General features: G+C 31.9%; 24 protein-coding genes. 8 read left to right on the top strand and 16 right to left on the bottom strand.

The annotated features are described in order from the left end of the window. Positions 1–154: 154 nt before the first annotated feature. The 6 genes from IDG66_RS00350 to fakB1 all read right to left on the bottom strand — a co-directional run bounded on the left by IDG66_RS00350 (position 155) and on the right by fakB1 (position 6858). Positions 155–259, bottom strand: a complete 105-nt coding sequence (locus IDG66_RS00350; RefSeq protein ID WP_001790092.1) for a hypothetical protein — start codon at positions 257–259, stop codon at positions 155–157. Between the two features lie 41 nt (positions 260–300). Continuing rightward, a complete protein-coding gene (gene secA, locus IDG66_RS00345; RefSeq protein ID WP_000506531.1) occupies positions 301–2832 on the bottom strand; it encodes a preprotein translocase subunit SecA in 2532 nt (843 codons plus the stop codon). Between the two features lie 413 nt (positions 2833–3245). After that, positions 3246–3818 carry a ribosome hibernation-promoting factor, HPF/YfiA family gene (gene hpf / locus IDG66_RS00340; RefSeq protein WP_000617735.1) on the bottom strand — a complete coding sequence of 191 codons (573 nt, stop codon included), beginning with the start codon at positions 3816–3818 and terminating at the stop codon, positions 3246–3248. A gap of 60 nt (positions 3819–3878) precedes the next feature. Beyond that, the gene (locus tag IDG66_RS00335) at positions 3879–4553 is read right to left on the bottom strand and encodes a ComF family protein (RefSeq protein WP_001057965.1); all 675 of its coding nucleotides are present in this window, start codon (positions 4551–4553) and stop codon (positions 3879–3881) included. Next, positions 4546–5628 (bottom strand): ATP-dependent helicase ComFA, encoded by a 1083-nt coding sequence (locus tag IDG66_RS00330; RefSeq protein ID WP_001793589.1) that lies wholly within the window; start codon positions 5626–5628, stop codon positions 4546–4548. The genes IDG66_RS00335 and IDG66_RS00330 overlap by 8 nt, the downstream gene beginning before the upstream one ends. A gap of 363 nt (positions 5629–5991) precedes the next feature. After that, positions 5992–6858, bottom strand: coding sequence for a fatty acid kinase binding subunit FakB1 (gene fakB1 / locus IDG66_RS00325; RefSeq protein ID WP_000686342.1), 867 nt, complete (start codon positions 6856–6858; stop codon positions 5992–5994). A 143-nt stretch (positions 6859–7001) separates the two neighbouring features. Between fakB1 and IDG66_RS00320 the strand changes: the two genes are divergently transcribed. Further along, positions 7002–7643: a YigZ family protein gene (locus tag IDG66_RS00320; protein WP_000192949.1), complete on the top strand. Its 642-nt coding sequence runs from the start codon at positions 7002–7004 to the stop codon at positions 7641–7643. A gap of 171 nt (positions 7644–7814) precedes the next feature. Here IDG66_RS00320 and IDG66_RS00315 read toward each other — a convergent pair whose 3' ends face one another. Next, a complete protein-coding gene (locus IDG66_RS00315) occupies positions 7815–8870 on the bottom strand; it encodes a glycosyltransferase family 4 protein (protein ID WP_000258151.1) in 1056 nt (351 codons plus the stop codon). A gap of 317 nt (positions 8871–9187) precedes the next feature. Here IDG66_RS00315 and gdpS point away from each other — a divergent pair, with 317 nt between their 5' ends. From gdpS to pepT, 4 genes are all read left to right on the top strand, one after another. After that, entirely contained in the window at positions 9188–10258 is a 1071-nt protein-coding gene (gdpS, locus tag IDG66_RS00310) for a GGDEF domain-containing protein GdpS (protein ID WP_000460983.1), read from the top strand. Between the two features lie 195 nt (positions 10259–10453). Then, complete coding sequence (locus tag IDG66_RS00305; protein ID WP_001113406.1) at positions 10454–11215, top strand: threonine/serine exporter family protein; 762 nt, start codon at positions 10454–10456, stop codon at positions 11213–11215. 17 nt (positions 11216–11232) lie between these two features. After that, positions 11233–11727, top strand: coding sequence for a threonine/serine exporter family protein (locus IDG66_RS00300; RefSeq protein WP_000899890.1), 495 nt, complete (start codon positions 11233–11235; stop codon positions 11725–11727). Positions 11728–11740: 13 nt separating this feature from the next. Continuing rightward, on the top strand, positions 11741–12967 hold the full coding sequence (gene pepT / locus IDG66_RS00295) for a peptidase T (protein ID WP_000795826.1): 1227 nt from the start codon (positions 11741–11743) through the stop codon (positions 12965–12967). A 181-nt stretch (positions 12968–13148) separates the two neighbouring features. On the opposite strand, the gene IDG66_RS00290 is transcribed toward pepT, so the two are convergent. From IDG66_RS00290 to IDG66_RS00280, 3 genes are all read right to left on the bottom strand, one after another. Next, a complete protein-coding gene (locus tag IDG66_RS00290) occupies positions 13149–14273 on the bottom strand; it encodes a glycerate kinase (protein WP_000866742.1) in 1125 nt (374 codons plus the stop codon). 424 nt (positions 14274–14697) lie between these two features. Then, positions 14698–15018 carry a bacillithiol system redox-active protein YtxJ gene (gene ytxJ, locus IDG66_RS00285; protein ID WP_000985617.1) on the bottom strand — a complete coding sequence of 107 codons (321 nt, stop codon included), beginning with the start codon at positions 15016–15018 and terminating at the stop codon, positions 14698–14700. A 153-nt stretch (positions 15019–15171) separates the two neighbouring features. Further along, a complete protein-coding gene (locus tag IDG66_RS00280; protein WP_000724887.1) occupies positions 15172–16050 on the bottom strand; it encodes an EMYY motif lipoprotein in 879 nt (292 codons plus the stop codon). A gap of 119 nt (positions 16051–16169) precedes the next feature. Between IDG66_RS00280 and IDG66_RS00275 the strand changes: the two genes are divergently transcribed. The 3 genes from IDG66_RS00275 (at position 16170) to IDG66_RS00265 (ending at position 18070) form a co-directional block, all read left to right on the top strand. Continuing rightward, the gene (locus IDG66_RS00275) at positions 16170–16688 is read left to right on the top strand and encodes a GrpB family protein (RefSeq protein WP_000287200.1); all 519 of its coding nucleotides are present in this window, start codon (positions 16170–16172) and stop codon (positions 16686–16688) included. A 126-nt stretch (positions 16689–16814) separates the two neighbouring features. After that, positions 16815–17738: a UDP-N-acetylmuramate dehydrogenase gene (gene murB / locus IDG66_RS00270; protein WP_000608440.1), complete on the top strand. Its 924-nt coding sequence runs from the start codon at positions 16815–16817 to the stop codon at positions 17736–17738. 17 nt (positions 17739–17755) lie between these two features. Further along, positions 17756–18070, top strand: a complete 315-nt coding sequence (locus tag IDG66_RS00265) for a CHY zinc finger protein (protein WP_001127269.1) — start codon at positions 17756–17758, stop codon at positions 18068–18070. 316 nt (positions 18071–18386) lie between these two features. Here IDG66_RS00265 and IDG66_RS00260 read toward each other — a convergent pair whose 3' ends face one another. The 6 genes from IDG66_RS00260 to nrdF all read right to left on the bottom strand — a co-directional run bounded on the left by IDG66_RS00260 (position 18387) and on the right by nrdF (position 23885). After that, entirely contained in the window at positions 18387–19415 is a 1029-nt protein-coding gene (locus tag IDG66_RS00260; protein ID WP_103143689.1) for a ferrated catecholamine ABC transporter substrate-binding lipoprotein SstD, read from the bottom strand. A gap of 118 nt (positions 19416–19533) precedes the next feature. Continuing rightward, positions 19534–20295: an iron ABC transporter ATP-binding protein gene (locus IDG66_RS00255; protein WP_000616840.1), complete on the bottom strand. Its 762-nt coding sequence runs from the start codon at positions 20293–20295 to the stop codon at positions 19534–19536. Then, the gene (locus tag IDG66_RS00250; protein ID WP_001245573.1) at positions 20292–21248 is read right to left on the bottom strand and encodes an iron chelate uptake ABC transporter family permease subunit; all 957 of its coding nucleotides are present in this window, start codon (positions 21246–21248) and stop codon (positions 20292–20294) included. The genes IDG66_RS00255 and IDG66_RS00250 overlap by 4 nt, the downstream gene beginning before the upstream one ends. Further along, a complete protein-coding gene (locus IDG66_RS00245; protein ID WP_000876318.1) occupies positions 21235–22206 on the bottom strand; it encodes an ABC transporter permease in 972 nt (323 codons plus the stop codon). The genes IDG66_RS00250 and IDG66_RS00245 overlap by 14 nt, the downstream gene beginning before the upstream one ends. 38 nt (positions 22207–22244) lie before the next feature. Beyond that, entirely contained in the window at positions 22245–22400 is a 156-nt protein-coding gene (locus IDG66_RS00240; protein WP_000499195.1) for a hypothetical protein, read from the bottom strand. A gap of 513 nt (positions 22401–22913) precedes the next feature. Then, positions 22914–23885 carry a class 1b ribonucleoside-diphosphate reductase subunit beta gene (nrdF, locus tag IDG66_RS00235; protein WP_000562498.1) on the bottom strand — a complete coding sequence of 324 codons (972 nt, stop codon included), beginning with the start codon at positions 23883–23885 and terminating at the stop codon, positions 22914–22916. Between the last annotated feature and the right edge of the window lie 11 nt (positions 23886–23896).

Below are 23896 nucleotides of genomic sequence, written 5' to 3'. Positions count from 1 at the left end.
TTTATATTTCAATTCAAGTCATTGATTTGTATCTTTTATAATGCTAAATTTTAACATAATTTTGTTAAATAACAATGTTAAGAAATATAAGCACACTGACAATTAGTTTATGCATTTATTGTTAAAAATCAGTACATTTATCATCGACATATGCCTAAACCGATTTTTTAAAACTAAGTACATAACAACGTTTAACAACTTCTTCACATTTTTTAAAGTATTTAACGCTTGTAAAATAAAAAGACTCCTCCCATAACACAAACTATAGGTGTTTAATTGGAAGGAGTTATTTTATATCATTTATTTTCCATGGCAATTTTTGAATTTTTTACCACTACCACATGGACAATCATCGTTACGACCAACTTGATCGCCTTTAACGATTGGTTTCGGTTTCACTTTTTCTTTACCATCTTCAGCTGAAACGTGCTTCGCTTCACCAAACTCTGTTGTTTTTTCACGTTCAATATTATCTTCAACTTGTACTACAGATTTTAAAATGAATTTACAAGTATCTTCTTCAATATTTTGCATCATGATATCAAATAATTCATGACCTTCATTTTGATAGTCACGTAATGGATTTTGCTGTGCATAAGAACGTAAGTGAATACCTTGACGTAATTGATCCATTGTGTCGATATGATCAGTCCAATGGCTATCAATAGAACGAAGTAAAATCATACGCTCAAACTCATTCATTTGTTCTTCTAAGATATCTTTTTGACTTTGATATGCTGCTTCAATCTTAGCCCAAACGACTTCGAAAATATCTTCAGCATCTTTACCTTTGATATCATCCTCTGTAATGTCACCTTCTTGTAAGAAGATGTCATTAATGTAGTCGATGAATGGTTGATATTCAGGCTCGTCATCTGCTGTATTAATATAGTAATTGATACTACGTTGTAACGTTGAACGTAGCATTGCATCTACAACTTGAGAGCTGTCTTCTTCATCAATAATACTATTTCTTTCGTTATAGATAATTTCACGTTGTTTACGTAATACTTCATCGTATTCTAAGATACGTTTACGCGCGTCGAAGTTATTACCTTCTACACGTTTTTGTGCTGATTCTACAGCTCTTGATACCATTTTTGATTCAATTGGTGTAGAGTCATCTAAACCTAGTCGGCTCATCATTTTCTGTAAACGTTCAGAACCAAAACGAATCATTAATTCATCTTGTAATGATAAATAGAAGCGACTATCCCCTTTATCACCTTGACGTCCAGAACGACCACGTAACTGGTCATCAATACGACGAGATTCATGTCGTTCTGTACCTATTACTGCTAAACCCCCTAATTCCTCTACGCCTTCACCTAATTTGATATCTGTACCACGACCAGCCATGTTAGTGGCAATAGTAACGGCACCTTTTTGTCCAGCGCCTGCAACAATTTCAGCTTCACGTTCATGATTTTTCGCATTTAACACATCATGACGGATACCACGTTTTTTAAGTAAATTTGAAATATATTCAGAAGTCTCAACTGCAACAGTACCTAATAGCACTGGTTGCCCTGCCTTGTGTTTTTCAACAACATCTTCTACTACTGCATCAAATTTACCTTTTTGGCTAATGTAAATTAAATCAGACTTATCGTTACGTTGCACAGGTTTATTTGTCGGAATTTGAGTTACTGTCATGTTATAAATATTTCTAAATTCTTCTTCTTCAGTTTTAGCTGTACCTGTCATACCTGCAAGTTTATTGTACATTCTGAAATAGTTTTGGAATGTAATAGACGCCATAGTTTTAGATTCATTTTGAATTTGAACGCCTTCCTTCGCTTCAATAGCTTGGTGTAAACCTTCCGAGAAACGACGGCCTGGCATTGTACGTCCTGTAAATTGATCGACAATTAATACTTCGCCATCAACAACCATATAGTCTACATCACGTTGTAATGTAACGTGCGCACGTAAAGCTGTGTTGATATGACTAATAACATCAACATTTTGTACATCATATAAGTTTTCAACTTTGAACATACGTTCAGCTTTATCCGCACCTTGTTCTGTTAAATGTACAGCTTTCGTTTTTTCATCGTATTTATAATCTTCGTCCTGTTTTAACATTTTCGCAAAAACATTTGCTTGTGTATAAAGTGACGTTGACTTTTCAGCTTCACCAGAAATAATTAATGGCGTACGTGCCTCGTCGATTAAAATTGAGTCAACCTCATCAATGATTGCAAAATGTAATGGACGCATTACTCTATCTTCAGAATAATTCACCATGTTATCTCGTAAGTAATCAAAACCTAGCTCATTATTAGTACTGTAAGTAATGTCTTGTGCGTATGCTTCACGTTTTTCTTCTGTCGTCTTACTGTTTAAGTTTAATCCGACAGTCAAACCTAAGAAGTTATATAACTCAGCCATTTCTTCACTTTGAACACTTGATAAGTATTCATTGACTGTAATAACGTGAACACCTCTACCAGCTAATGCATTTAAGTATGTTGGCATTGTCGCTGTTAATGTTTTACCTTCACCTGTTCTCATCTCAGCGATATCACCTTTATGAATTGCAATACCACCCATAATTTGAACTTTATATGGTGTCATATTGAATACACGTTTAGAGCCTTCTCTAACAAGTGCATATGCTTCTGGTAAAATTTTATCTAAATAATCATTTTGCTTTTTGACATTATCAATGTCAGCTAATTCTGTTTGGAATTGTTTCGTTTTATTACGAATTTCTTCATCAGTTAAAATTGCCGTTTTTTCTTCTAAAGCGATTACTTTATCAGCAAGTTTACCTAACTGTTTAATTTCTTTATTATTGCCATCAAGAATTTTTGATAAAAATCCCATTTCGTTCGCTCCTTTAGCTAAAAAACTGTTTGGCCTACAACAATATATCTTATCATTTATAGTTAGAAAATTATACTTATTTACTCATTTGTAGAATCAATATAAATATATTTATGACATACTTCATTCACATTCTGTTGTCAACAAGTTTATCACTAATAAATATATTCTCAATACGCAATTATACTTCCTAATAAATTATATTATAAATATTTTACGATTTTCGACTCGGACTATACAAAAGACTGACATACTATTATTAACTTAACATTCAAATATATACATCCATTAACATTAGCATAGTCACTATGTTTCATTCAACAAATTACATTATCGAACTATGAAATAGTCATAATTTGCTTTTGGAGTATAAAAAAGCACTTGTGCAAAAACACAAGTGCTTTAAACTTAATTTATTGTTCACTAGTTTGAATCAAGCCATATTTACCGTCTTTACGGCGGTAAACGATACTTGTTCCATCAGTTTCTCTGTCTGTGAATACAAAGAAGTCATGACCTAATAGATTCATTTGTAATACCGCTTCTTCTGAATCCATTGGTTTTAAGCTGAATTCTTTTGAACGAATAATTTCTATCTCGTTATCATCGTAAGCGTCATTATCAACTTGTGTTTCTTGCATTTCTTGTAATTCGGCAACAAACACTTCTTGATCTCCTCGATCACGGCTCTTACGATTAATACGTGTTTTATATTTTCGAACTTGTCTTTCAAGTTTATTATTAATTAAATCAATACCTGCGTATAAATCATCGTTTCGCTCTTCAGCTCTTAACGTAACATTTTTCAATGGAATTGTTACTTCAATTTTAGTAGCTGAATTTGAATAAGTTTTAACTTTAACATGCGCCACTGCATTTGGTACGTCATTAAAATAACGTTCCAACTTACCAATTTTTTCCTCAATATAGTTGCGAATAGCATCTGTGATAGTGAGGTTATCTCCATGAATTTCAAATCTAATCATAGTAATCTCTCCTTAAACCTCTTTATTGGTAACTCTTTATTATATTTTAACATTTTTACGCTATCGTGCAAACGCAAACACTTTGAATTTTCTGATATTTTTAGCATATAATTTACACCCTGCACGATGAATTGTTAATCCAGTTGTATAAATATCGTCAACGAGTAATATTTCCTTGCCATTTAAATCTAATTCCGTATCAATAATAAATGGATTTTCATCTGCCAGACGCTCTTTCTTAGTTAAATGAGACTGTTTTGGTCTATTTGACATCTTTAAAATCTTATCAAAGCGAATCCCTTTAGCTTTTAGTACTGCTTCTACCGGGTTAAATGTTCTAGATAAATCATGTGCCGGCGAAGAAGGAATTGGCACAATATAGTCATAAGATGTTTGTGGTATTTCAATCAAATGTGCCAATAATTCACATAAATAATAGTCTTTCAAAAATTTATACTGATGTATCATCTCTTTCATTAAACCGTCATATTGAAATTGACAATATAATTGTTCCATTAAATTAAAGTGTGCCGATAGAAACTTGCAGTCTAAACAATACGCTTCATCTTGATTTAAGTGTTTTAAGCACCTTGAACATCGCCTTGCTTTAATATCAAGTTTAATATTGTCCCAATTCTCTTTGCATCTGTCACATAATCTATTAGGTTTCTTGAACAAATTATAAATGGTTATATTTTCATATAACTTAGCACCACAACTCAAACAATTATTCATCAATCCAACCTCTTTTTAATGCTAATTTGTTCATCCTTTGAATCTCTTTTTTAGCTTGAATCATATTCATACTTACTCCTTCATGAAAAAACAATACTTTTCCAGTAGGACATTCTAATTTTCGTCCAACACGTCCAGCAATTTGTATTAAAGCCTCTTGAGTATATTGATGTGCATCGATAACAACAACATCCAAATTTGCCATTGTAAATCCACGTTCTAATATTGTCGTAGTAAAAATGACATCGAAATGTCCATTCCTTAATTGTTCAACTTTTTCAAAGCGAAAAACATCCTCGCTATGGACGTATGTTAATTTAGTAATTTTCTGCTTATAAACCGAAAATGTTTTAATCATTGTTTCTATATTGTTAAAAAACACCAGTGTATAACGTTGATTATTAATTTGATCTTGTAAAATTCGGTATAACATTTTCTGAATCTTATTATTATTAAGTTTGAAATAACGATATTTAGGAACTGGAAGTGATTTTTTATGAAAGCGAGCTGGCAATTTAATTATATTTTCGTGGGGAATCTCTGACAGAAGTTGTTTCGGTGGTGTTGCTGTCATATAAATTGTTGCATGTTCAACTTTAGAAGATGACTTCAATGCTTGTTGTAGATTTTTATCCATTGATAAAGGAAAGGCATCGACTTCATCAATAAAAATAGTATCAAAGTGCTGTTTGAATCGGTAAAGTTGATGCACTGTGCATACAACAAAATGCCCTTCAAATTGTTGTCTTGATTGCTGGTGTAGTATGTCTATATCTTCATTAAGAAATGCGTCTTTAATACGTTTACTAATTTCTACAACAACATCTACACGTGGTGACACAATAGCTATATTATCTCCCTGTATTCTTGCATATTGAATGCCTTGAAACATCATTTCTGTCTTACCTGCACCTGTTACGGCATATAACAAAATCGTTTGTCTCTTTCTAATGGCTCGAACAATATGTTCTGAGGCATAAGACTGCTGTTCCGACAATTCAAATGAGAGATGATAATATGCTTGTGATGAACTTTGCGAACTCTCTGTTATTTTATATCTTGTTACATTATCCATTCGACCCAGTGATATACAATTTCTGCAATATACAATTTTCTTGGAATGTACTGAGGAATCATACTGATAAAAATGCTTTGGATTTGTACTTTCACATTGAACACAATAATAGTTTGAATTTTGTTTGATGACACCTGTTACTTCTTTTTTAATTTTTTCATTAGTAAGTGAAGTATGAGGATGAATTAATTTCCCGTAATGTTTAATGCTTAAAACCTCATTTCAACGTAAAAAAGAGCCTAATATTATAATGATTTTCTTATATCTTTAGCATTTTGGCTTTCAAATGATGAACATTTAAAGCCATGTATACGAGAGATAATTTCCAATTACAATATAGACTCTTTTATTAAAATTTTATAATTATGTTAATCTTATTTTTCTGCCAACATAGCCTAAACCTAATCCACCAGAACCTAAATGTGCTGCAACAACTGGACCAAACTCAGAGTATGCTACTTGATAAGCTGAAGGACAATCATCTTGTAACTTTTTGTATAACGCTTGACCATCTTCGAAATGATCTCCATTTATGACAAATAAAGTTACTTCTTCAAAGTCTTTTACAATATCTAATACTTTCTTTTCTAATGTTTGAATGGCACGCTTTTTAGTACGAACTTTTTCTTCTGGTATAATCTTGCCATCTTCAAACTTAAGAACTGGCTTCATTTTCAATAATGTTCCAACCCATGCTTGAGCACCAGTAATTCGACCACTTTTTTGTAAATTCTTTAAGTCATCAACAATTAAATATGCACCTGTGTGTTCACGCATATTAGTTAAATCATCAATAATTTGCTGTGGTTCGTATCCTTCTTCAACCATTTCAATAGCACGTAATACATAACATCCTTCAATCATTGCTGCAAGCTTACTATCAAATGCATGTACATTAACACCTTCAACCATTTCCCCTGCTTGATAACTAGATTGATAACTTCCACTAATCCCACTGGATAAGCAAATGACAATGATATCTGTGTAACCCTGATCTCTTAGCATTTCATATTTAGTAATCCATTCGCCAATTGCTGGTTGGCTTGTTGTTGGAATCGTTTGAGACGATGCCATTTTATTATAAAATTCTTCAATTGCTATTTCATTACTTTCTGTAAAGTTCTTCCCATCATCAAAAGTCACACTTAATGGCGCTATTTGAATATTATATTTATCGATTAAGTCCTGCGACAGATAACTTGTAGAATCGGTCATCACAGCAATTTTCATAGTCGTCCTCCTAAAATATACTCATAGCAATGATACAATATTTCAGTTAAAAAGAAAATGGCAATCAAACGATTTATAGTCATGTCATTTTCAGTGTATAATGAAGATTAAATAATCTTAAGCTTATGAATTAAGGAGTTATTATGACACAAAATATCATTACTGTTAAAAAAGAACACATTATTGAAAATGTGATTAGTAAATCAAGATTCATTGCTCATATCAAACCTGTTCAAAATGAAGATGAAGCTAAAGCATTTATTGCTGCAATAAAAAAAGAACATAAAGATGCCACTCATAATTGTTCTGCATATACTATTGGACCTGAAATGAATATTCAAAAAGCGAATGATGACGGTGAACCGACAGGAACTGCCGGTGTCCCAATGTTAGACATATTAAAAAAGCTCGATGTTCATAATGCGTGTGTCGTAGTAACAAGATATTTTGGTGGTATTAAATTAGGTGGTGGCGGTTTAATTCGCGCCTATAGCGGTGCTGTTAGAGACGTCATTTATGATGTCGGACGTGTCGAACTACGAGAAGCAGTACCATGTATAGTAACACTGAATTATGATCAAACTGGTAAATTTGAATATGAATTAGCTTCAACTCATTTTATGTTAAGAAACCAAACTTACACTGATAAGGTAAGCTACTATATCGATGTCGTTAAAAGTGACTATGAAGCGTTTATTAACTTTTTAAATCAAATGACTGCAGGAAATTTCGATTTGACTGAAGAAACTCCAAAGCAGTTACCTTTCGATATACCAACTGAATAAAAATAAAAAGCACTATCATAAGACGGTAAATATCAATTGCGTATTATTAAACGACAATTGAAGTACACGTTTATGGCAGTGCTTTTTTATATTTGAAATTTAATACATAAAAAATTGCAAAGAGTAAAGCCATATAATACAAATTATCCCATACAGCTATGCTTTCATTCCCTATTCCTCTTTGTGTGACGATTTCCGACTAATTAAATTTAATATTGGTCGGTAGTTGTTATCTATTAATCCTGTAAATTCAACAATTAATTCAATACTAAATATGATTAATACAAACATTAATACAACACCTAATGGTGGCGATACATACAAAATAATGCTCGAAAGACTAAATAAAATAGAGATTGAATAGATTAATAATACTGTTTGTCTATGTGTGTAGCCTAAAGCTAATAGTTTATGATGCAAATGCGATTTATCAGCTTGCATTATATGCTGCCCTTTTTTCACACGTCGAATCATTGCGAACAAAGTATCAATGAATGGAACTGCTAAGATAACAATTGGGAAGAACAATGCAATAATTGTAATATTTTTGAATCCGAGTAAAGAAAGGAATCCGATGATAAATCCAATCATTAAAGCCCCACTATCACCTAAAAATATTTTGGCAGGATGGAAATTGTAAAATAAAAACCCAATTAAAGAGCCTAATAAAACACAACAAATCATCGTTATGAAAATATTAGCTTGTAAAATTGCAATGAATCCTATTGTAATGAGTCCGATTGCAGAAACACCCGACGCCAAACCATCGAGTCCATCAATTAAGTTAATTGCATTTGTAATAGCAACAATCCAAATCACAGTAATTGGAATACTAAGAAATCCAAAATGAATCGTTGTACCCATTGGCAACGAAATAAAATCAATAGTCACACCATAAAAAGCAACTACTAAGGCAGCGGCAATTTGACCAGCCAATTTTATATACGGTTTCAAATCGTAGATATCATCTACAAGCCCAAGTACGTACATAATAATCGCACCAATAATAAGTGGTTTGATTTCTGTTTCAATAGGATGACCAATCCAAATACCTATTAAAAATGAAAAGAGAATCACTGTACCACCCATAACTGAAATAGGTTTAGTGTGTACTTTTCTAAAATTTGGTTTATCAACTAAATTTAATCTTTTCGATATTGCAATAACAATTGGTGTTATCGTCAAACTGACAATCATTGTTACTGCAACTAGTAATAATGTAACCATTTATTCACCTTCATCGATATTAATTGTTTTTAACGTTATATTTATTTAATATTGTCTTTATAGAATGATATATCTATTTTCTACGTATATCTTATAGCTTTATTATAAATTAATTCGCTCAATCAATGATATCATATTTACAACTATACGATTCATTTCTTATATATCGCCTATTATTCATTTTTTCATCATATCATTTAAGGCAACATTTTAACATCAAAGTCTATATCATACATTAATTTTATATGTAAACTAATGACAAATTGTAAGTTTTCACTTACAATAGCTAGTGGTCAATTAAAGGAGTCGATTCAGACATGTTCGAAGCATTTATATACAATATATCTGTTATAGTCGCTGGAATCTATTTATTCCATCGCTTACAGTATTCAGAAAACAAACGTATGGTTTTTTCTAAGGCTTATGTCACTGTTTTAATGACAATCGTATCATTATTATTATCTGTCTACCCTATCCCTTATCGTGAAGATTATTTAATTCACTTAACATTCGTTCCTTTATTGTTTTTAGGTAGATTTACAAATATGGTCTATACATTATCTGCCACAGTAATTGTAGCAATTGTTGAAATTGTAGTATTTAACAACTCGATTATGTACGGTGTTACGTTGATTGTTATTGCTGCAGTAACAAGTGCTATTGGACCATTTTTAAAACAAAATGATGTGCTATCATTATTAATACTTAATGTTGTTACAATAATCATTTTATTTGGTGTCGCGTTAGTGAGTCCTATTTACACACTATCGGAAGTTATCATTTTAATACCAATTTCATTAATTATCACTTTAGCTTCAGCGATAACATTTGTCGATATTTGGCATTTCTTCTCACTCGTAAATCGTTATGAAAACGAAGATAAATATGATTACTTAACAGGCTTAGGTAATGTAAAAGAATTTGATAGACATTTAAATGAAATTTCACGAAAAGCTGAAAAAGAACATCAAAGTATCGCTTTATTATTAATCGATATCGATGGATTTAAAGATGTCAATGATACCTACTCACACAAATCAGGTGATGCTGTATTAAAACAAATGTCTCAATTACTTAAAAACTATGTGCCGAATCAATTTAAAATTTTTAGAAATGGTGGCGAAGAGTTCTCAGTTGTCATTCACAATTATTCACTTGATCAAAGTGTTAAATTGGCTGAAAATATTCGTTCGGGTGTTGAAAAATCATCATTCCATTTACCAAACAAAGAAGTTATTAAATTGTCAGTGTCTATCGGTGTTGGATATTTAACAGATGACGATCCAAAATCACAGCGTAAAGTGTTTAAAGATGCAGACGATATGGTGCATGTAGCCAAAAATCAAGGGCGAAACAAAGTAATGTTTAACCCTATTATCAATTTATAACAACGACAAAACTGTTAATCCTTTGCTATTATTAAATCATAGTATAATAGCAAAGATTAACAGTTTTTCTTATTTAAATTTGAACCATACAAGTTCATCATACTAACACAAAGTCTCACTATTGAAAGTTGCAACAACAAGTTGTAAACTTCAATTGTTCAAATAAATAACACATATCATTGGAGGTGAATTGATATGCCAGATTCAATCACAATTATAGATGAAAACAAAGTGATTGATGTTGTATTAATTGCAGGTAGAATTTTACTTGAATCAGGTGCTGAAACATATCGAGTTGAAGATACAATGAACCGTATCGCACATAGTTATGGTCTTCATAATACATATAGTTTTGTCAGTTCAACTGCAATTATTTTTTCATTAAACGATCGAACAAGTACAAGATTAATTCGTGTACAAGAGCGTACAACAGATTTAGAGAAAATCGCTTTAACGAATAGTCTTTCACGTAAAATATCAAATAAAGAACTCACAATTGATGAAGCTAAATCTGAATTTATTCATTTACAGCATGCATCATTACAATATTCTTTTTTAACGAATTTCTTTGCAGCTGCCATTGCATGTGGCTTCTTCCTATTTATGTTTGGTGGTGTCGCATCAGATTGTTGGATTGCAGTCATTGCTGGCGGATCCGCATTTTTAACATTCAGCTTTGTGCAACGCTATATACAAATTAAATTTTTCTCAGAGTTTGTTGCAGCCGCTGTGGTCATATCCATTGCAGCCACATTTACTAAATTAGGCATTGCAACCAATCAAGATATCATTACTATAGCCAGTGTCATGCCACTTGTCCCTGGTATATTAATTACCAATGCCATTCGAGATTTATTAGCGGGTGAATTACTTGCAGGTATGTCTCGTGGTGTTGAAGCTGCATTAACAGCATTCGCAATCGGTGCTGGTGTCGCAATCGTTTTATTAATCATTTAAGGAAGGACTGTTAAAGCATGCTATTTTATTTATTTCATTTTACAATCAGCTTTATATCAACAGTACTTTTCTCTATCATTTTCAATGCACCCAAACGCCTCTTAGTAGCATGTGGATTTGTGGGTGCCATTGCATGGACGATTTACCAATTAACGGTAGATTTAGAGTTTGGAAAAGTTGGCGCTTCATTTTTGGGAAGCTTAATTTTAGGCTTAATGAGTCATACTATGAGCCGCAGATATAAACGACCGGTAATTATATTCATAGTGCCAGGCATTATACCATTAGTACCTGGTGGTGCAGCTTATCAAGCGACTCGTTTTTTAGTATCAAATGATTATACAAGTGCTGTAAATACATTTTTAGAAGTTACACTGATTTCAGGTGCGATTGCTTTCGGTATATTAGTTTCTGAAATTCTATATTACCTATACACACGTATCAAACAACTGTATGGTAAAATCAAAGGTAAGACATATAAAAAATCTTACAACATGAATAATAGAGTTTAAGGGGTCGAATATAATGAAGAACCAATTGATAGATAGATTAACAAGATATACGACAATTGATACGCAATCTGATCCAAAATCTACAACAACACCTTCAACTGAAAAGCAATGGGATTTGTTACATTTATTAGAAAAAGAATTACAACAATTAGGATTGCCAACTGATTTAGATGAAAATGGCTACTTATTTGCTACATTAGAAAGTAACATCGATGTCGATGTCCCAACAGTTGGATTTTTGGCGCATGTTGATACATCACCTGATTTCAATGCTTCAAATGTTAAACCGCAAATTATTGAAAACTATGATGGTAAGCCATACAAACTAGGCAATACTAAACGTGTCTTAGATCCTAAAGTATTTCCAGAACTTAACAGTTTAGTTGGTCATACATTAATGGTAACTGATGGTACATCGTTACTAGGTGCAGACGATAAAGCGGGTATTGTGGAAATTATGGAAGCTATTTGTTATTTACAAGAACATCCAGAAATTAAACATGGTACCATTCGCATTGGATTTACACCAGACGAAGAAATCGGTCGTGGTCCACATAAATTTGATGTTGACCGCTTCAATGCTGATTTTGCTTATACTATGGATGGTAGTCAATATGGAGAATTACAATATGAAAGCTTTAACGCTGCTGAAGCGGTTATTACATGCCACGGTGTAAATGTTCATCCTGGTTCAGCTAAAAATGCAATGGTAAACGCAATACGTTTAGGTGAACAATTCGATAGTTTGCTACCTGATAGTGAAGTTCCGGAGCGAACAGAAGGATACGAAGGCTTTTATCACTTAATGAACTTTGAAGGAACTGTTGAAAAAGCAACTTTGCAATACATTATTCGTGATCATGATAAAAAACAATTCGAATTGCGTAAGAAACGTATTTTAGAAATACGTGACGATATCAATGCCCATTTTGAAAATTATCCAGTTAAAGTTGATATATCGGATCAATATTTCAATATGGCAGAAAAAATATTACCATTGCCTCATATTATTGATATACCTAAACGTGTCTTTGCCAAATTAGATATTCCAGCAAACACTGAACCTATTCGCGGTGGTACAGATGGTTCACAATTGTCATTTATGGGGTTACCAACTCCAAACATCTTTACAGGTTGCGGTAACTTCCACGGCCCATATGAATATGCATCCATTGATGTTATGGAAAAAGCAGTACAAGTAATCATTGGAATTGTAGAAGATATCGCTGAAAATCACTAAAAACCAACGATTATATACCAACTCAGGCTTAATTAATAAAAAAATCACGCTAACATTCAGTGCAATGATAGCGTGATTTTTCATATTTTTTACGTATACTTTCGATCTTCTAATTCGTTTTGCTAACCATCATAAATGTTATTAACCAACATGACAGCATCACCAATTTAGTCCTTCTTTACTAAACCTCAACATTAAAATGTGTTTTCAACAGTTTTAAAGACTGAACCGTATAATGCCTAATTTGTAACCCCATTTTAAAGTCAGTATAAGTTTCTGGCATATCGATAAATGTATTAAACATTGCTGTAACCCCTTGTGATTCAAATAAATCAAACTTTTCAGCAGTTGCACAAATTGCAATGGCAACCTTTTGATGTTTATGACAAAGTTCTGCAATACGCAATGTTGTCGTTTCTAGCAACTGATCATTTTCATTTAACCCTTCTCCAAAAATAATTAAATCCGCTTGTTCAACTAAATTTTCTAAATGTGTTAGTTGGTCTACTAATGCATGACTGGTTAATATTTCAGCTTGATACAGTCCATTCAAGACTGCTGCAATTCCACCACCAGCACCACCACGTTCAACTGGACCAATTGCAATTTTCAATTCACTTTTAAATAACTCACTAAAATACCAAATTAAATTATCGATTTCTGCTGCTTGATTATGATTCAACTGATGCGCATCATAAGTTTGCATGATTTCACTTTGCTTACCATATAATCGACTTGAAAAATCCGACATTACTTGAATTCTTGCTGTTTCCATTTTAGGGTGTAAGTTCGACATATCCATACGACGAATATATTTAATTACACCAGCACCTTGTCTCATATCTACGACACGCCCTTCGTCATCATAGAATTGAGCACCTAATGCTTGTAACATACCTGCACCAGCATCAAAACTATCAATCCCACCTAGTGAAATTACAACATGTTTTGCGTCGTTATCTAATGCATGTTTAATCATTTCTCCTAAACCATAACTTGTTCGTTCAACAATTGGTTTTTTACCTTTTAAAAATAAATTCCCCTCGATAACGGTCATCCCTGTATCAGTTTGTCCGTAAACACCTTCAACTTCATTCATATCTGCATCATGTACTGGTATACGATACTTTTGCCCAGATTGCCATAAAAATACAGAATCTAATAATTCATGTCTTCCATTAAACAATGGTACTTGAACTACATCTGCAGTTTCAATTTGGCTTGCAACTGCCTCTTCAACATATCTATTAGCTTGATAACTCGAAATAATTCCATGAAACTCATCCATGGCTACTAATACTTTCATAACCTTGACCACCTTACTTTATTATTTGTTGTGATACGTTTTTTATTCATAAAAGATTAATCTTAAATTTTAGATTTTATCTCGTGATTATATGCGAACATTTAACATGACATGATTATTAATTATTCCAGTAAATAACAATATGCTTCTTTTGGTTTAGCATATATTTCCTATTAAACTAACTTACAAATCATGTTTAAATTTTCTTATTGGATTCGTCGTTTTCCAAAATATTTTCAATAAAAATACTCGAATACATTATACATATGTTTGTAAAAAAGTACTAACTTAACTGCTTCTAAAGGTGACATAAAATAAAAGGTCAGAACATCATTATAGCCAAACTACTCTGATTCACACGAATTTAAGTTGTGCTATTCACGTCTAGTAGTGTAAGGCAAAATGTTCCAACCCTATAGTTTCATTATTCTTCTGCTTGTGCTAATGACGACACATTGATATCACCGTGGTCTCGATTCCAAACCATTTCACCATTTACAAAATAAAATGCTTGAGGTGATTCATGTTTAACGTTCGTTTTTTTAGCAATATAATCTGACAAATCGCGTTCTTGTTGGACAATCAAATAATAACCGTCCATATCGCGTTCATATAAAAATTTATTAAATTGATCGTACGCATTTGCCGATATTGGACAAGTTTCACTATGTTTTAATACAAAAACATATTTATTTTCCTCAATAACCTGTTCAAATTGGTCAATTGAACTTAGCTTTATAGCCACTCTATTCACCTCTAAAAATATTTATCACATTTAAATAGCATCTGCGTGACATTTTTATACATATAGTTAATATCAATGTTTACCATTATACACATAGTAAGTTGACATGTTAACCATAAATTCAAAATTTTTAACTTTGAAAAATGATTATAGTTATTTTTCTTCTAATTTTTCAAGCTTTTTTTCAAAGGCTTTATCGCCGTGAGTTATATCTATACCCTTTTTCGGCAACTTATCTACATCGACTTTTGATAACTTCTCACTAACCTTTATTGTTTCAATACGTGTATTATAATAGTTCTGCAGACTGTAATACATTTCTATTGCGTTTTTCCTTGCATTATTAACATGCTTATCACTAATATTAGTTTGGTTAATATCGGTAATTTGCTTTTCAATCATTGGCATAATGTGATTTTTAATCGCGCCTTTTACTTCATTTTCTTTACTATCATCTAGGTTCTTCTTCGCAGTATCTCTTAACGCTTTATTATTATGTTCTAATTTTGTCGTAAGATTAGTTGCTTCACTTTTATTATCAGCTAATTTAATTTCTGATTCAACTTTGTATCTATTTTTTTCAAATTGTTTCGTATAATCTAAAATGTCTTCGTTATACTTGATAGATTGATTACATAAACCTATGAATTTTTTTAATTGATATATCGCATCCTTCTTCTCATTTGCAAGCGTCATATATTCTTTTTTTAATTTCTTAACTTTCATTGTATCATCAGGCAAATTTTTTGCTGACTTATAATATGCTTCAAATTTAGGTATGAGATGGTTTTTAACATCTTCTTGTAGTGCCTTAAATTCTTTACTATTTTTATCAGTTGTATCAGTTTTACTTAGATGATCAATTTCTTTCAAATGTATATTATCCATGACATGTTGTAATTCTTTTTGTTTTTGCTCAACATCTTTAAATTGCTTAGTAAATTGATGTTGTGCCTCTTTTTCTTTATTACCACAAGCACTTATTACTACAAATAAAATCGCTAAAACAGCGATAATAACAATTTTTTTCATGATTGCACTCCTTAACAGATTCATTATACAAAAACATGTTTATTATGAAAATGAATTATGTTATAGTATTCCAGACTTTATCGTGATTAAATTAAATTTCAATATCAAAGGAGTTTATCATGTATTCAAATGTTCAACCATTCATTAATAGTGATTTAACTAATTGTTTTCAATCACAATACACTGAAATTGAATCATTATTATTCAACCTCTTAGACAGCCCAGTAAAATATACAAAACATATTGGCGGTACGCATCATTTTAAATATTCAACAGAGCCAATTTTAGATATTTTAGTAGGTGTAGAAAATTTGCATGATATTACATCCTTAGATGAAAAACGCTTAAATTATGTAGGGTTTTATCGCTTGCATCATAAATATAATAAGAAAGTTATGATGGCGAAGTTTAACAATTTTCATGAACTAAAACAACAGGTGCGTCTACATATCATTCAAATGAATACCCAAACATTTGAATCTTATCTTGCACTTGATTACCTCTTATCAACTAATGATGATATTGCTTTGCAATTCCATACAAAAAAGCACCAAATATTGCAACATAGCTTAACAATTAGACAATATGAGATGCAAAAGCAACAATACTTTGAAAAACTATGTAAAAAATACTTATAACGACAATAATTCCGTATTTTATAATTATACTAATTCTAATACTTTCTTTTCAATTTTCGCAAATGAATTTTAAAATTGGTATAATACTATATGATATTAAAGACATGAGAAAGGATGTACTGAGAAGTGATAAATAAAGACATCTATCAAGCTTTACAACAACTTATCCCAAATGAAAAAATTAAAGTTGATGAACCTTTAAAACGATACACTTATACTAAAACAGGTGGTAATGCCGACTTTTATATTACCCCTACTAAAAATGAAGAAGTACAAGCAGTTGTTAAATATGCCTATCAAAATGAGATTCCTGTTACATATTTAGGAAATGGCTCAAATATTATTATCCGTGAAGGTGGTATTCGTGGCATTGTAATTAGTTTATTATCACTAGATCATATCGAAGTATCTGATGATGCGATAATAGCCGGTAGCGGCGCTGCAATTATTGATGTCTCACGTGTTGCTCGTGATTACGCACTTACTGGCCTTGAATTTGCATGTGGTATTCCAGGTTCAATCGGTGGTGCAGTGTATATGAATGCTGGCGCTTATGGTGGCGAAGTTAAAGATTGTATAGACTATGCGCTTTGCGTAAACGAACAAGGCTCGTTAATTAAACTTACAACAAAAGAATTAGAGTTAGATTATCGTAATAGCATTATTCAAAAAGAACACTTAGTTGTATTAGAAGCTGCATTTACTTTAGCTCCTGGTAAAATGACTGAAATACAAGCTAAAATGGATGATTTAACAGAACGTAGAGAATCTAAACAACCTTTAGAGTATCCTTCATGTGGTAGTGTATTCCAAAGACCGCCTGGTCATTTTGCAGGTAAATTGATACAAGATTCTAATTTGCAAGGTCACCGTATTGGCGGCGTTGAAGTTTCAACTAAACACGCTGGTTTTATGGTAAATGTAGACAATGGAACTGCTACAGATTATGAAAACCTTATTCATTATGTACAAAAGACCGTCAAAGAAAAATTTGGCATTGAATTAAATCGTGAAGTTCGCATTATTGGTGAACATCCAAAGGAATCGTAAGTTAAGGAGCTTTGTCTATGCCTAAAGTTTATGGTTCATTAATCGATACTGAAACACGCTGTCGCCATTATTTTACCGAAGAAGATATTATTGCTATTAAATTTAAATGTTGTAATAAATACTATCCATGCTATAAGTGCCATAATGAGTTTGAAAAGCACGCCATTAAGCGTTGGTCTGAGCCTTCATTTAACGAAAAAGCAATCTTATGCGGTGTATGCAAACACGAATTAACAATCAATGAATATATGATGGTAGAGCGTTGTCCAAATTGCCAATCTCGGTTTAACAATCGCTGTAAATATCACTATCATATTTATTTTGAAATTTAAACAACATAGTCAAAACATTATAGGGAGTGGGTCAGACATGATAAAGCACCACTTCTGTAGAATTCCTTTTTGAAATTCTCTATGTTTGGGCCCCGCCAACTTGCATTGTCAGTAGAAATTGAAAATCAAATTTCTCTATGTTTGGAGTCCACTGGTATTGAAATGAACTTGTTACAAGTACATGTTCATTCAACCAACGACTGACAACAGAACATTTTAGAGTCTAGGACATTGATTGACGTCCCAGATTTCCTTTTTTAAAGAAAAGAGGGGAGCAATGATTAAGACCTTTAACCATTGTTCCCCTCTTTTAAAATTATTTTACAACTTTATCAAGTTCCTCAATTTGTTTAATTGTAGTTGTAGTTGATCCAGCTGCAAAGTACCATAATTTAGGATCTAAATTATATACTTTGTCTTCTTTAATTGCTTTAACATTTTTTAATACAGGATTATTTAATGCTTGTTTCGCAGTTGATTTACCACTTATCGCTTGACCTCTATCCATCACTAAAATAACATCTGGATTTTCTTTATTAACATATTCGTTAGAAACATTTTGTCCATGATTGCTATTACTTACTTTTTTATCAACTGCATTGAATCCTAATGTATCGTAAACTAATCCACCAAAACGACCTTTAGGTCCAAATGTTGATAATTCACCTTCGTTAACTAGTAAATACATAACAGTTTTATTGAAGTTTTTCGTTTTATCTTTCATTGAAGCAATTTTGTTATCTAAATCTTTATTTAATTCTTTAGCTTTATCTTCTTTATCGTAAATTTTACCGATATTTTCAGTGTTTTGTTTCATTGAACCAATTAAGTTCTTTTCATCTGCACCAACATAAACAATTTTCGCTTTAGGTGCAGCTTTTTTGAATTCATCTAAATTCTTTTGATTAGCTGTACGTCCAGAGATAAAGATTACTTCGGGTTTCGTCGCAGCAATTTTATCAAAATTCACTTCTTTTAAATTACCAACGTTTGTATATTTATCATCTTTAAATGATTCTAAGAAATTCGGTAATGACTTACCGCCTTCCCCTTTAGGTAATGCTTTTACTTTATCTGATAAGCCCATTTCTTTCATTACATCTAATGCGCCATAGTCTAACACAACTGCATTTTTAGGATTTTTTGGTACTTCAACAGTTTCTTTAACTTTTTTAGCGTCACTACCATCTTTTTTCTCGCCACGCATTTTATAGTTATTTTCAATTTTTACTGTATCTTTAGAACCTTTAGTTTCTGATTTTGATTGTTCTTTATCAGAATTGTTACCGCATGCCGCTAATAAAAACATTACTGCTAATACTAAATATAAGACTGTTTTCTTCATAATATAATATTCTCCTCTTTTGGCTTAATCTGTGTGCTTGATGTGAAATATAAATAAATGCTTTACGTTTAACCCTTCTTTAATTGGCGCATCACCCCTTTAAAGTGTCTCCAAATTATCAATCCTTAAAATATAAACAAATCCTTTGATTTCTTATATGTTCAATTTGAATATTCATGTCATATAAATCACTTAAAACACTACTTTGAATGACATTATCTTTCAAATCTGACTTAACTAGTTGTCCGTTTTTCAATGCTACAATCTGATCTGAATAACAGGACGCAAAGTTAATATCATGTAACACAATGACAATCGCTTTATTCATTTTATGCGCTAACATTTTTAACGTTTGCATAATTTGAACAGCATGCTTCATATCTAAATTATTTAATGGTTCATCTAGCAAAATATATTCAGTATCTTGTGCTATTGTCATTGCAATGTATGCACGCTGACGTTGTCCACCAGATAATGACTTAATATTACGATTTCTGATATCTTGTAGTTGCAACAAATCTAGCGCATCATTGACAATATCATGATCCTCTTTCGTCAAACGACCTTTAGAATAAGGGAATCGTCCAAAGTTTACCAACTGCTCTACCGTAATATTCATTTCAGTATGGTTTGTTTGTTTTAATATAGATATTTTTTTCGACAAGTCATTATTTTTATAATCAGACATGAGCTGTCCATCTATTTTCACTTCACCGTTATCAAAACGAATTAACCTACATATCGCTGAAAGTAAAGTACTCTTACCCGCACCATTAGGTCCAATTAAAGAAGTCAATTTACCTTTTTCGATATCTATGCTAATATCTTCCAATATCATTTGATTATTTATAGTTTTAGTTAAATTTTCAACTTGAATCATTGCGCATTTCTCCTTCTAACTAATAGATAAATGAAATAACTTCCACCAATCAAATCAATAAGTATACTCATTTCTGTCGTAGCTTCAAACACATTTTCAACTACCCATTGCGCACTAAATAAACTAATCCAACTCAAGCAAATTGTCGCAATTAAAATATACTTATGTTCATACGTCTTCATTAGTTCATGCGCTAGATTTACAGTTAATAAACCTAAAAATGTAATTGGTCCTACTAATGCAGTTGACACAGAAACTAAAACTGAGACTATTACAAGTAGAATTCGCGTTAATTTTTCATACGATATCCCAAGATTAATTGCTTCAGCACGACCTAAAAGCAATACATCTAAATAAGGCAATAGTAAAATTGTAATGACTAATAAGATTACTAATAGCACTGCTGAGAAAATAACTAAATTCGAATTAGAAGCATTAAAATTAGCAAACATACTACTTTGTATTGCTAAAAATGACTCAGGATCCATAATCAGTTGAATAAAACCTGTTATGCTTCTAAAAAATGTTCCTAAAAGGACACCAATAAGTAAGATAAAATAAATTGAAAAATGTCCAATTTTAAAGATACCTTGGAATAGGATTAGTGCGAATAACACCATCGTTATAAGTGTTAATATAAAGTTCAAATATACATTAGTAACCCATACCGATTGAATTCCAAATAAAAAGACTGGCAATACTTTGATAAATAAATAAACTGCATCTAACCCCATTATTGATGGTGTCAATAGACGGTTATTTGTAATCGCTTGAAAAATCACCACTGAAGTTGCAATGGCAGCACCTACTAAAATAATTAATATGAACTTTCTTAAACGACTTGAAAATTGATATTCAAATATTTCAAAATCAATACCTACAAATAAGTACAGCATACTAATTAATAACGTTACTGCAATTAAAAGCATTATTTTTTTATTATTGTTGCGCATAATTTTTCCTACCTTTCATAAGCAAGATAAGGAAAATGATTGTTCCAAATACACCTATTGTTAAACCAATATTTATTTCATATGGATAAACAACAATTCTGCCAACTATATCAGAAAATAATACAAAGATGGCACCTAACATCATCGTATGAGGGATAGCATTTTTCAAATGATCACCTCGATAAATTGAAATAATATTTGGTATTACTAGTCCTAAGAACGGTAATGTTCCAACAGTCACCACTACCAATGCTGTAATAGTTGCAGTAATAAACAATGCGATGTTAATTAATTTTTCGTAACTCAAACCTAAATTATTAGTAAAGTCTTTACCCATTCCTACAATCGTGAAATGATTAGCAAAAAGATATGTCAATGCTAAAAGAGGAATACTTAAATATAAAATTTCATAGCGTCCACTTGTGATAATGGCAAAGTTCCCGTTAAGCCAGTTACCAATGCTTTGAACAGCATTCGTGCGCAATGAGATGAAGGTTGTGAAACTTGCAACAATCCCACCCATCATAATTCCTAGAAGCGGTACAAAAATGACATCTTTCACTTTTATAAAATCAATGATTTTAACAAATAAAAACGTACCGCAAATACTGCAAATAACAGCAAATACTAGTTTTAATAAAATATGACCGGTTGGAAAGAACAATAAAGCAATTAAAATACCTAGTTTAGCCCATTCCATCGTTCCAGCTGTAGTCGGACTAACAAACTTATTTTGCATCATTTGTTGCATTATCAAGCCTGCTAAAGCCAACGAACTTCCAGCAATTAAAATACTCATCGTCCTTGGTATTCGGCTTGAGAATAAAATATTCCGCTGTGACTCAGTTAAATGTAGTAAATCTTTAATTGATAGTTCACTCACACCTATGAACAACGAAATAATTGTCAACAATATTAGTAATAGAAGCAAAATATTTCCCTTTAATAAATACTTCATTACAAATTTTTCTCCCTTTAAATCAATGATAATCATTATCATTGATAATATTTCTCATTAATAGTAGCGTTTTTTGACCATAATTTCAATAGCCTTTCAAATAATTTAGTGTCAATTTTATTGATATTTGCAATTAAACTGAAATTTAATTTTTCGGAATGTGTATTTTGTTTGCTTAAAGTAAAATAGAACACTTAAGATTTTGATGTCTGGGAATAGTGGAAATGATAAAAACTACTAATGATTGATTATGTAGTGGTTCTTAACATTAGCCTCAGCTAATGTGTACTTAAAAATAGGAATACATGAGTAAAACTCATGTGGAAGTGATAATTTCTAAAGGAAAAAGTTTTTCTTTATGTTGGGGCCCCGCCCGAACTTGCACAATATTGTTAGCTGACTTTCCGCCTGCTTTTATGTTGGGGCCCCGCCAACTTGCACATTATTGTTAGCTGACTTTCCGTCTGCTTCTATGTTGGGGCCCCGCCAACTTGCACAATATTGTTAGCTGACTTTCCGCCTGCTTCTGTGTTGGGGCCCCGCCAACTACTGCCAATATAAATAACATTGTACATCTTAGAGCATTGATTTCTTACTCAGACTCATAATGAGTTAGATACACATAAAAAAAGACCTTCAACATGTAGGAGACAAGACGAAACGAATCGCTATTTCCCTTTACATGTGAAGGTCTTTTAATTTAATTGTTATTTGTTGTCAAATACAAAGTCATCATCTTGTAATGCTTCTACGTTTAATGCTAATACATAACCATCACCTTTTACTGAGAAGAAGTCATGGTTTTTAGTTGTTGTATCTAAGGCATTCTCAATGATTGGGTTAAATTCACGTTCCTCAAAATAAGGTTCAAAGCCTAAGTTTGAAAGTGCTTTGTTTCCATTATATTTAACATAGTTTAGCACATCTTCAGTGATTCCAAGATCATCGTATAACATTTTTGTGTATGACTCTTCATTTAAATACAAGTCATTTAGCAATTTATACATTTCTTGATCTGCTTTTTGTTTCTCACTTTCAGATAGTTCATTTCGTAAATGCTGTGCATCTAAACCGGTAAATACACCATGAATAGATTCATCTAAAAGAATTTTACGAATGATTTCACCTGATGTCGTCATTTTCCCTTGACCAGCAAGATATAGTGGATAATAGAAACCTGAGAAGAATAAGAATGTTTCTAAAAATACACTCGTAACTCTGGCCATATATTGGTCGTATATCGAAGCTTCTTTACCCCAAAGTTTGTGATAATTAGCAACAATTTTATCAGATTTATATTTTAAATGGGGTTCCTCTAAAACCCATTCATCTAATAGGTAGTTTGTTTCACTAGATGGTAATAGTGTTGTGAAAATATGTGAATAGCTTTTCGCGTGTATTTGCTCCATCATCGCCATAAATGAATAAACTGCTTTTTTCCTTAAGTCAGTCGTATGTAGCATAACTAAAGGCATGCCATCATCTGCTTGATGTGTATCTAAGCCTGTTAAACCAGCTAATGCTTTTTTAAATGTGTCTTGTTCAGCTTCAGATAAAGTCTTCCAACTTGCAATGTCTTTTGATACTTTAAATTCTGTTTCAACCCACATTTGAGATATATTTTGTCTCCAAAACATATTCGTCATATCTTCTTGTGTGTTCCAATTAACAGCTATCATGAATATAATTT

This window comes from Staphylococcus sp. EG-SA-18 (assembly GCF_017151825.1).
GTDB lineage: Bacteria > Bacillota > Bacilli > Staphylococcales > Staphylococcaceae > Staphylococcus > Staphylococcus aureus.
This window is presented reverse-complemented; position numbering and strand designations above follow the sequence as displayed.

Bases quoted from the DNA above. Each gene is read 5' to 3' on its own strand.
- IDG66_RS00245 (WP_000876318.1), bottom strand. From the start codon at position 22,206: ATGAAGTATTTATTAAAGGGAAATATTTTGCTTCTATTACTAATATTG.
- IDG66_RS00315 (WP_000258151.1), bottom strand. From the start codon at position 8,870: ATGGTTACATTATTACTAGTTGCAGTAACAATGATTGTCAGTTTGACG.
- nrdF (WP_000562498.1), bottom strand. From the start codon at position 23,885: ATGATAGCTGTTAATTGGAACACACAAGAAGATATGACGAATATGTTT.
- gdpS (WP_000460983.1), top strand. From the start codon at position 9,188: ATGTTCGAAGCATTTATATACAATATATCTGTTATAGTCGCTGGAATC.
- IDG66_RS00250 (WP_001245573.1), bottom strand. From the start codon at position 21,248: ATGCGCAACAATAATAAAAAAATAATGCTTTTAATTGCAGTAACGTTA.
- IDG66_RS00275 (WP_000287200.1), top strand. From the start codon at position 16,170: ATGTATTCAAATGTTCAACCATTCATTAATAGTGATTTAACTAATTGT.
- IDG66_RS00280 (WP_000724887.1), bottom strand. From the start codon at position 16,050: ATGAAAAAAATTGTTATTATCGCTGTTTTAGCGATTTTATTTGTAGTA.
- hpf (WP_000617735.1), bottom strand. From the start codon at position 3,818: ATGATTAGATTTGAAATTCATGGAGATAACCTCACTATCACAGATGCT.
- IDG66_RS00265 (WP_001127269.1), top strand. From the start codon at position 17,756: ATGCCTAAAGTTTATGGTTCATTAATCGATACTGAAACACGCTGTCGC.
- pepT (WP_000795826.1), top strand. From the start codon at position 11,741: ATGAAGAACCAATTGATAGATAGATTAACAAGATATACGACAATTGAT.
- IDG66_RS00300 (WP_000899890.1), top strand. From the start codon at position 11,233: ATGCTATTTTATTTATTTCATTTTACAATCAGCTTTATATCAACAGTA.
- IDG66_RS00260 (WP_103143689.1), bottom strand. From the start codon at position 19,415: ATGAAGAAAACAGTCTTATATTTAGTATTAGCAGTAATGTTTTTATTA.
- secA (WP_000506531.1), bottom strand. From the start codon at position 2,832: ATGGGATTTTTATCAAAAATTCTTGATGGCAATAATAAAGAAATTAAA.
- IDG66_RS00335 (WP_001057965.1), bottom strand. From the start codon at position 4,553: ATGAATAATTGTTTGAGTTGTGGTGCTAAGTTATATGAAAATATAACC.
- IDG66_RS00320 (WP_000192949.1), top strand. From the start codon at position 7,002: ATGACACAAAATATCATTACTGTTAAAAAAGAACACATTATTGAAAAT.
- IDG66_RS00255 (WP_000616840.1), bottom strand. From the start codon at position 20,295: ATGATTCAAGTTGAAAATTTAACTAAAACTATAAATAATCAAATGATA.
- IDG66_RS00290 (WP_000866742.1), bottom strand. From the start codon at position 14,273: ATGAAAGTATTAGTAGCCATGGATGAGTTTCATGGAATTATTTCGAGT.
- fakB1 (WP_000686342.1), bottom strand. From the start codon at position 6,858: ATGAAAATTGCTGTGATGACCGATTCTACAAGTTATCTGTCGCAGGAC.
- IDG66_RS00305 (WP_001113406.1), top strand. From the start codon at position 10,454: ATGCCAGATTCAATCACAATTATAGATGAAAACAAAGTGATTGATGTT.
- IDG66_RS00330 (WP_001793589.1), bottom strand. From the start codon at position 5,628: ATGGATAATGTAACAAGATATAAAATAACAGAGAGTTCGCAAAGTTCA.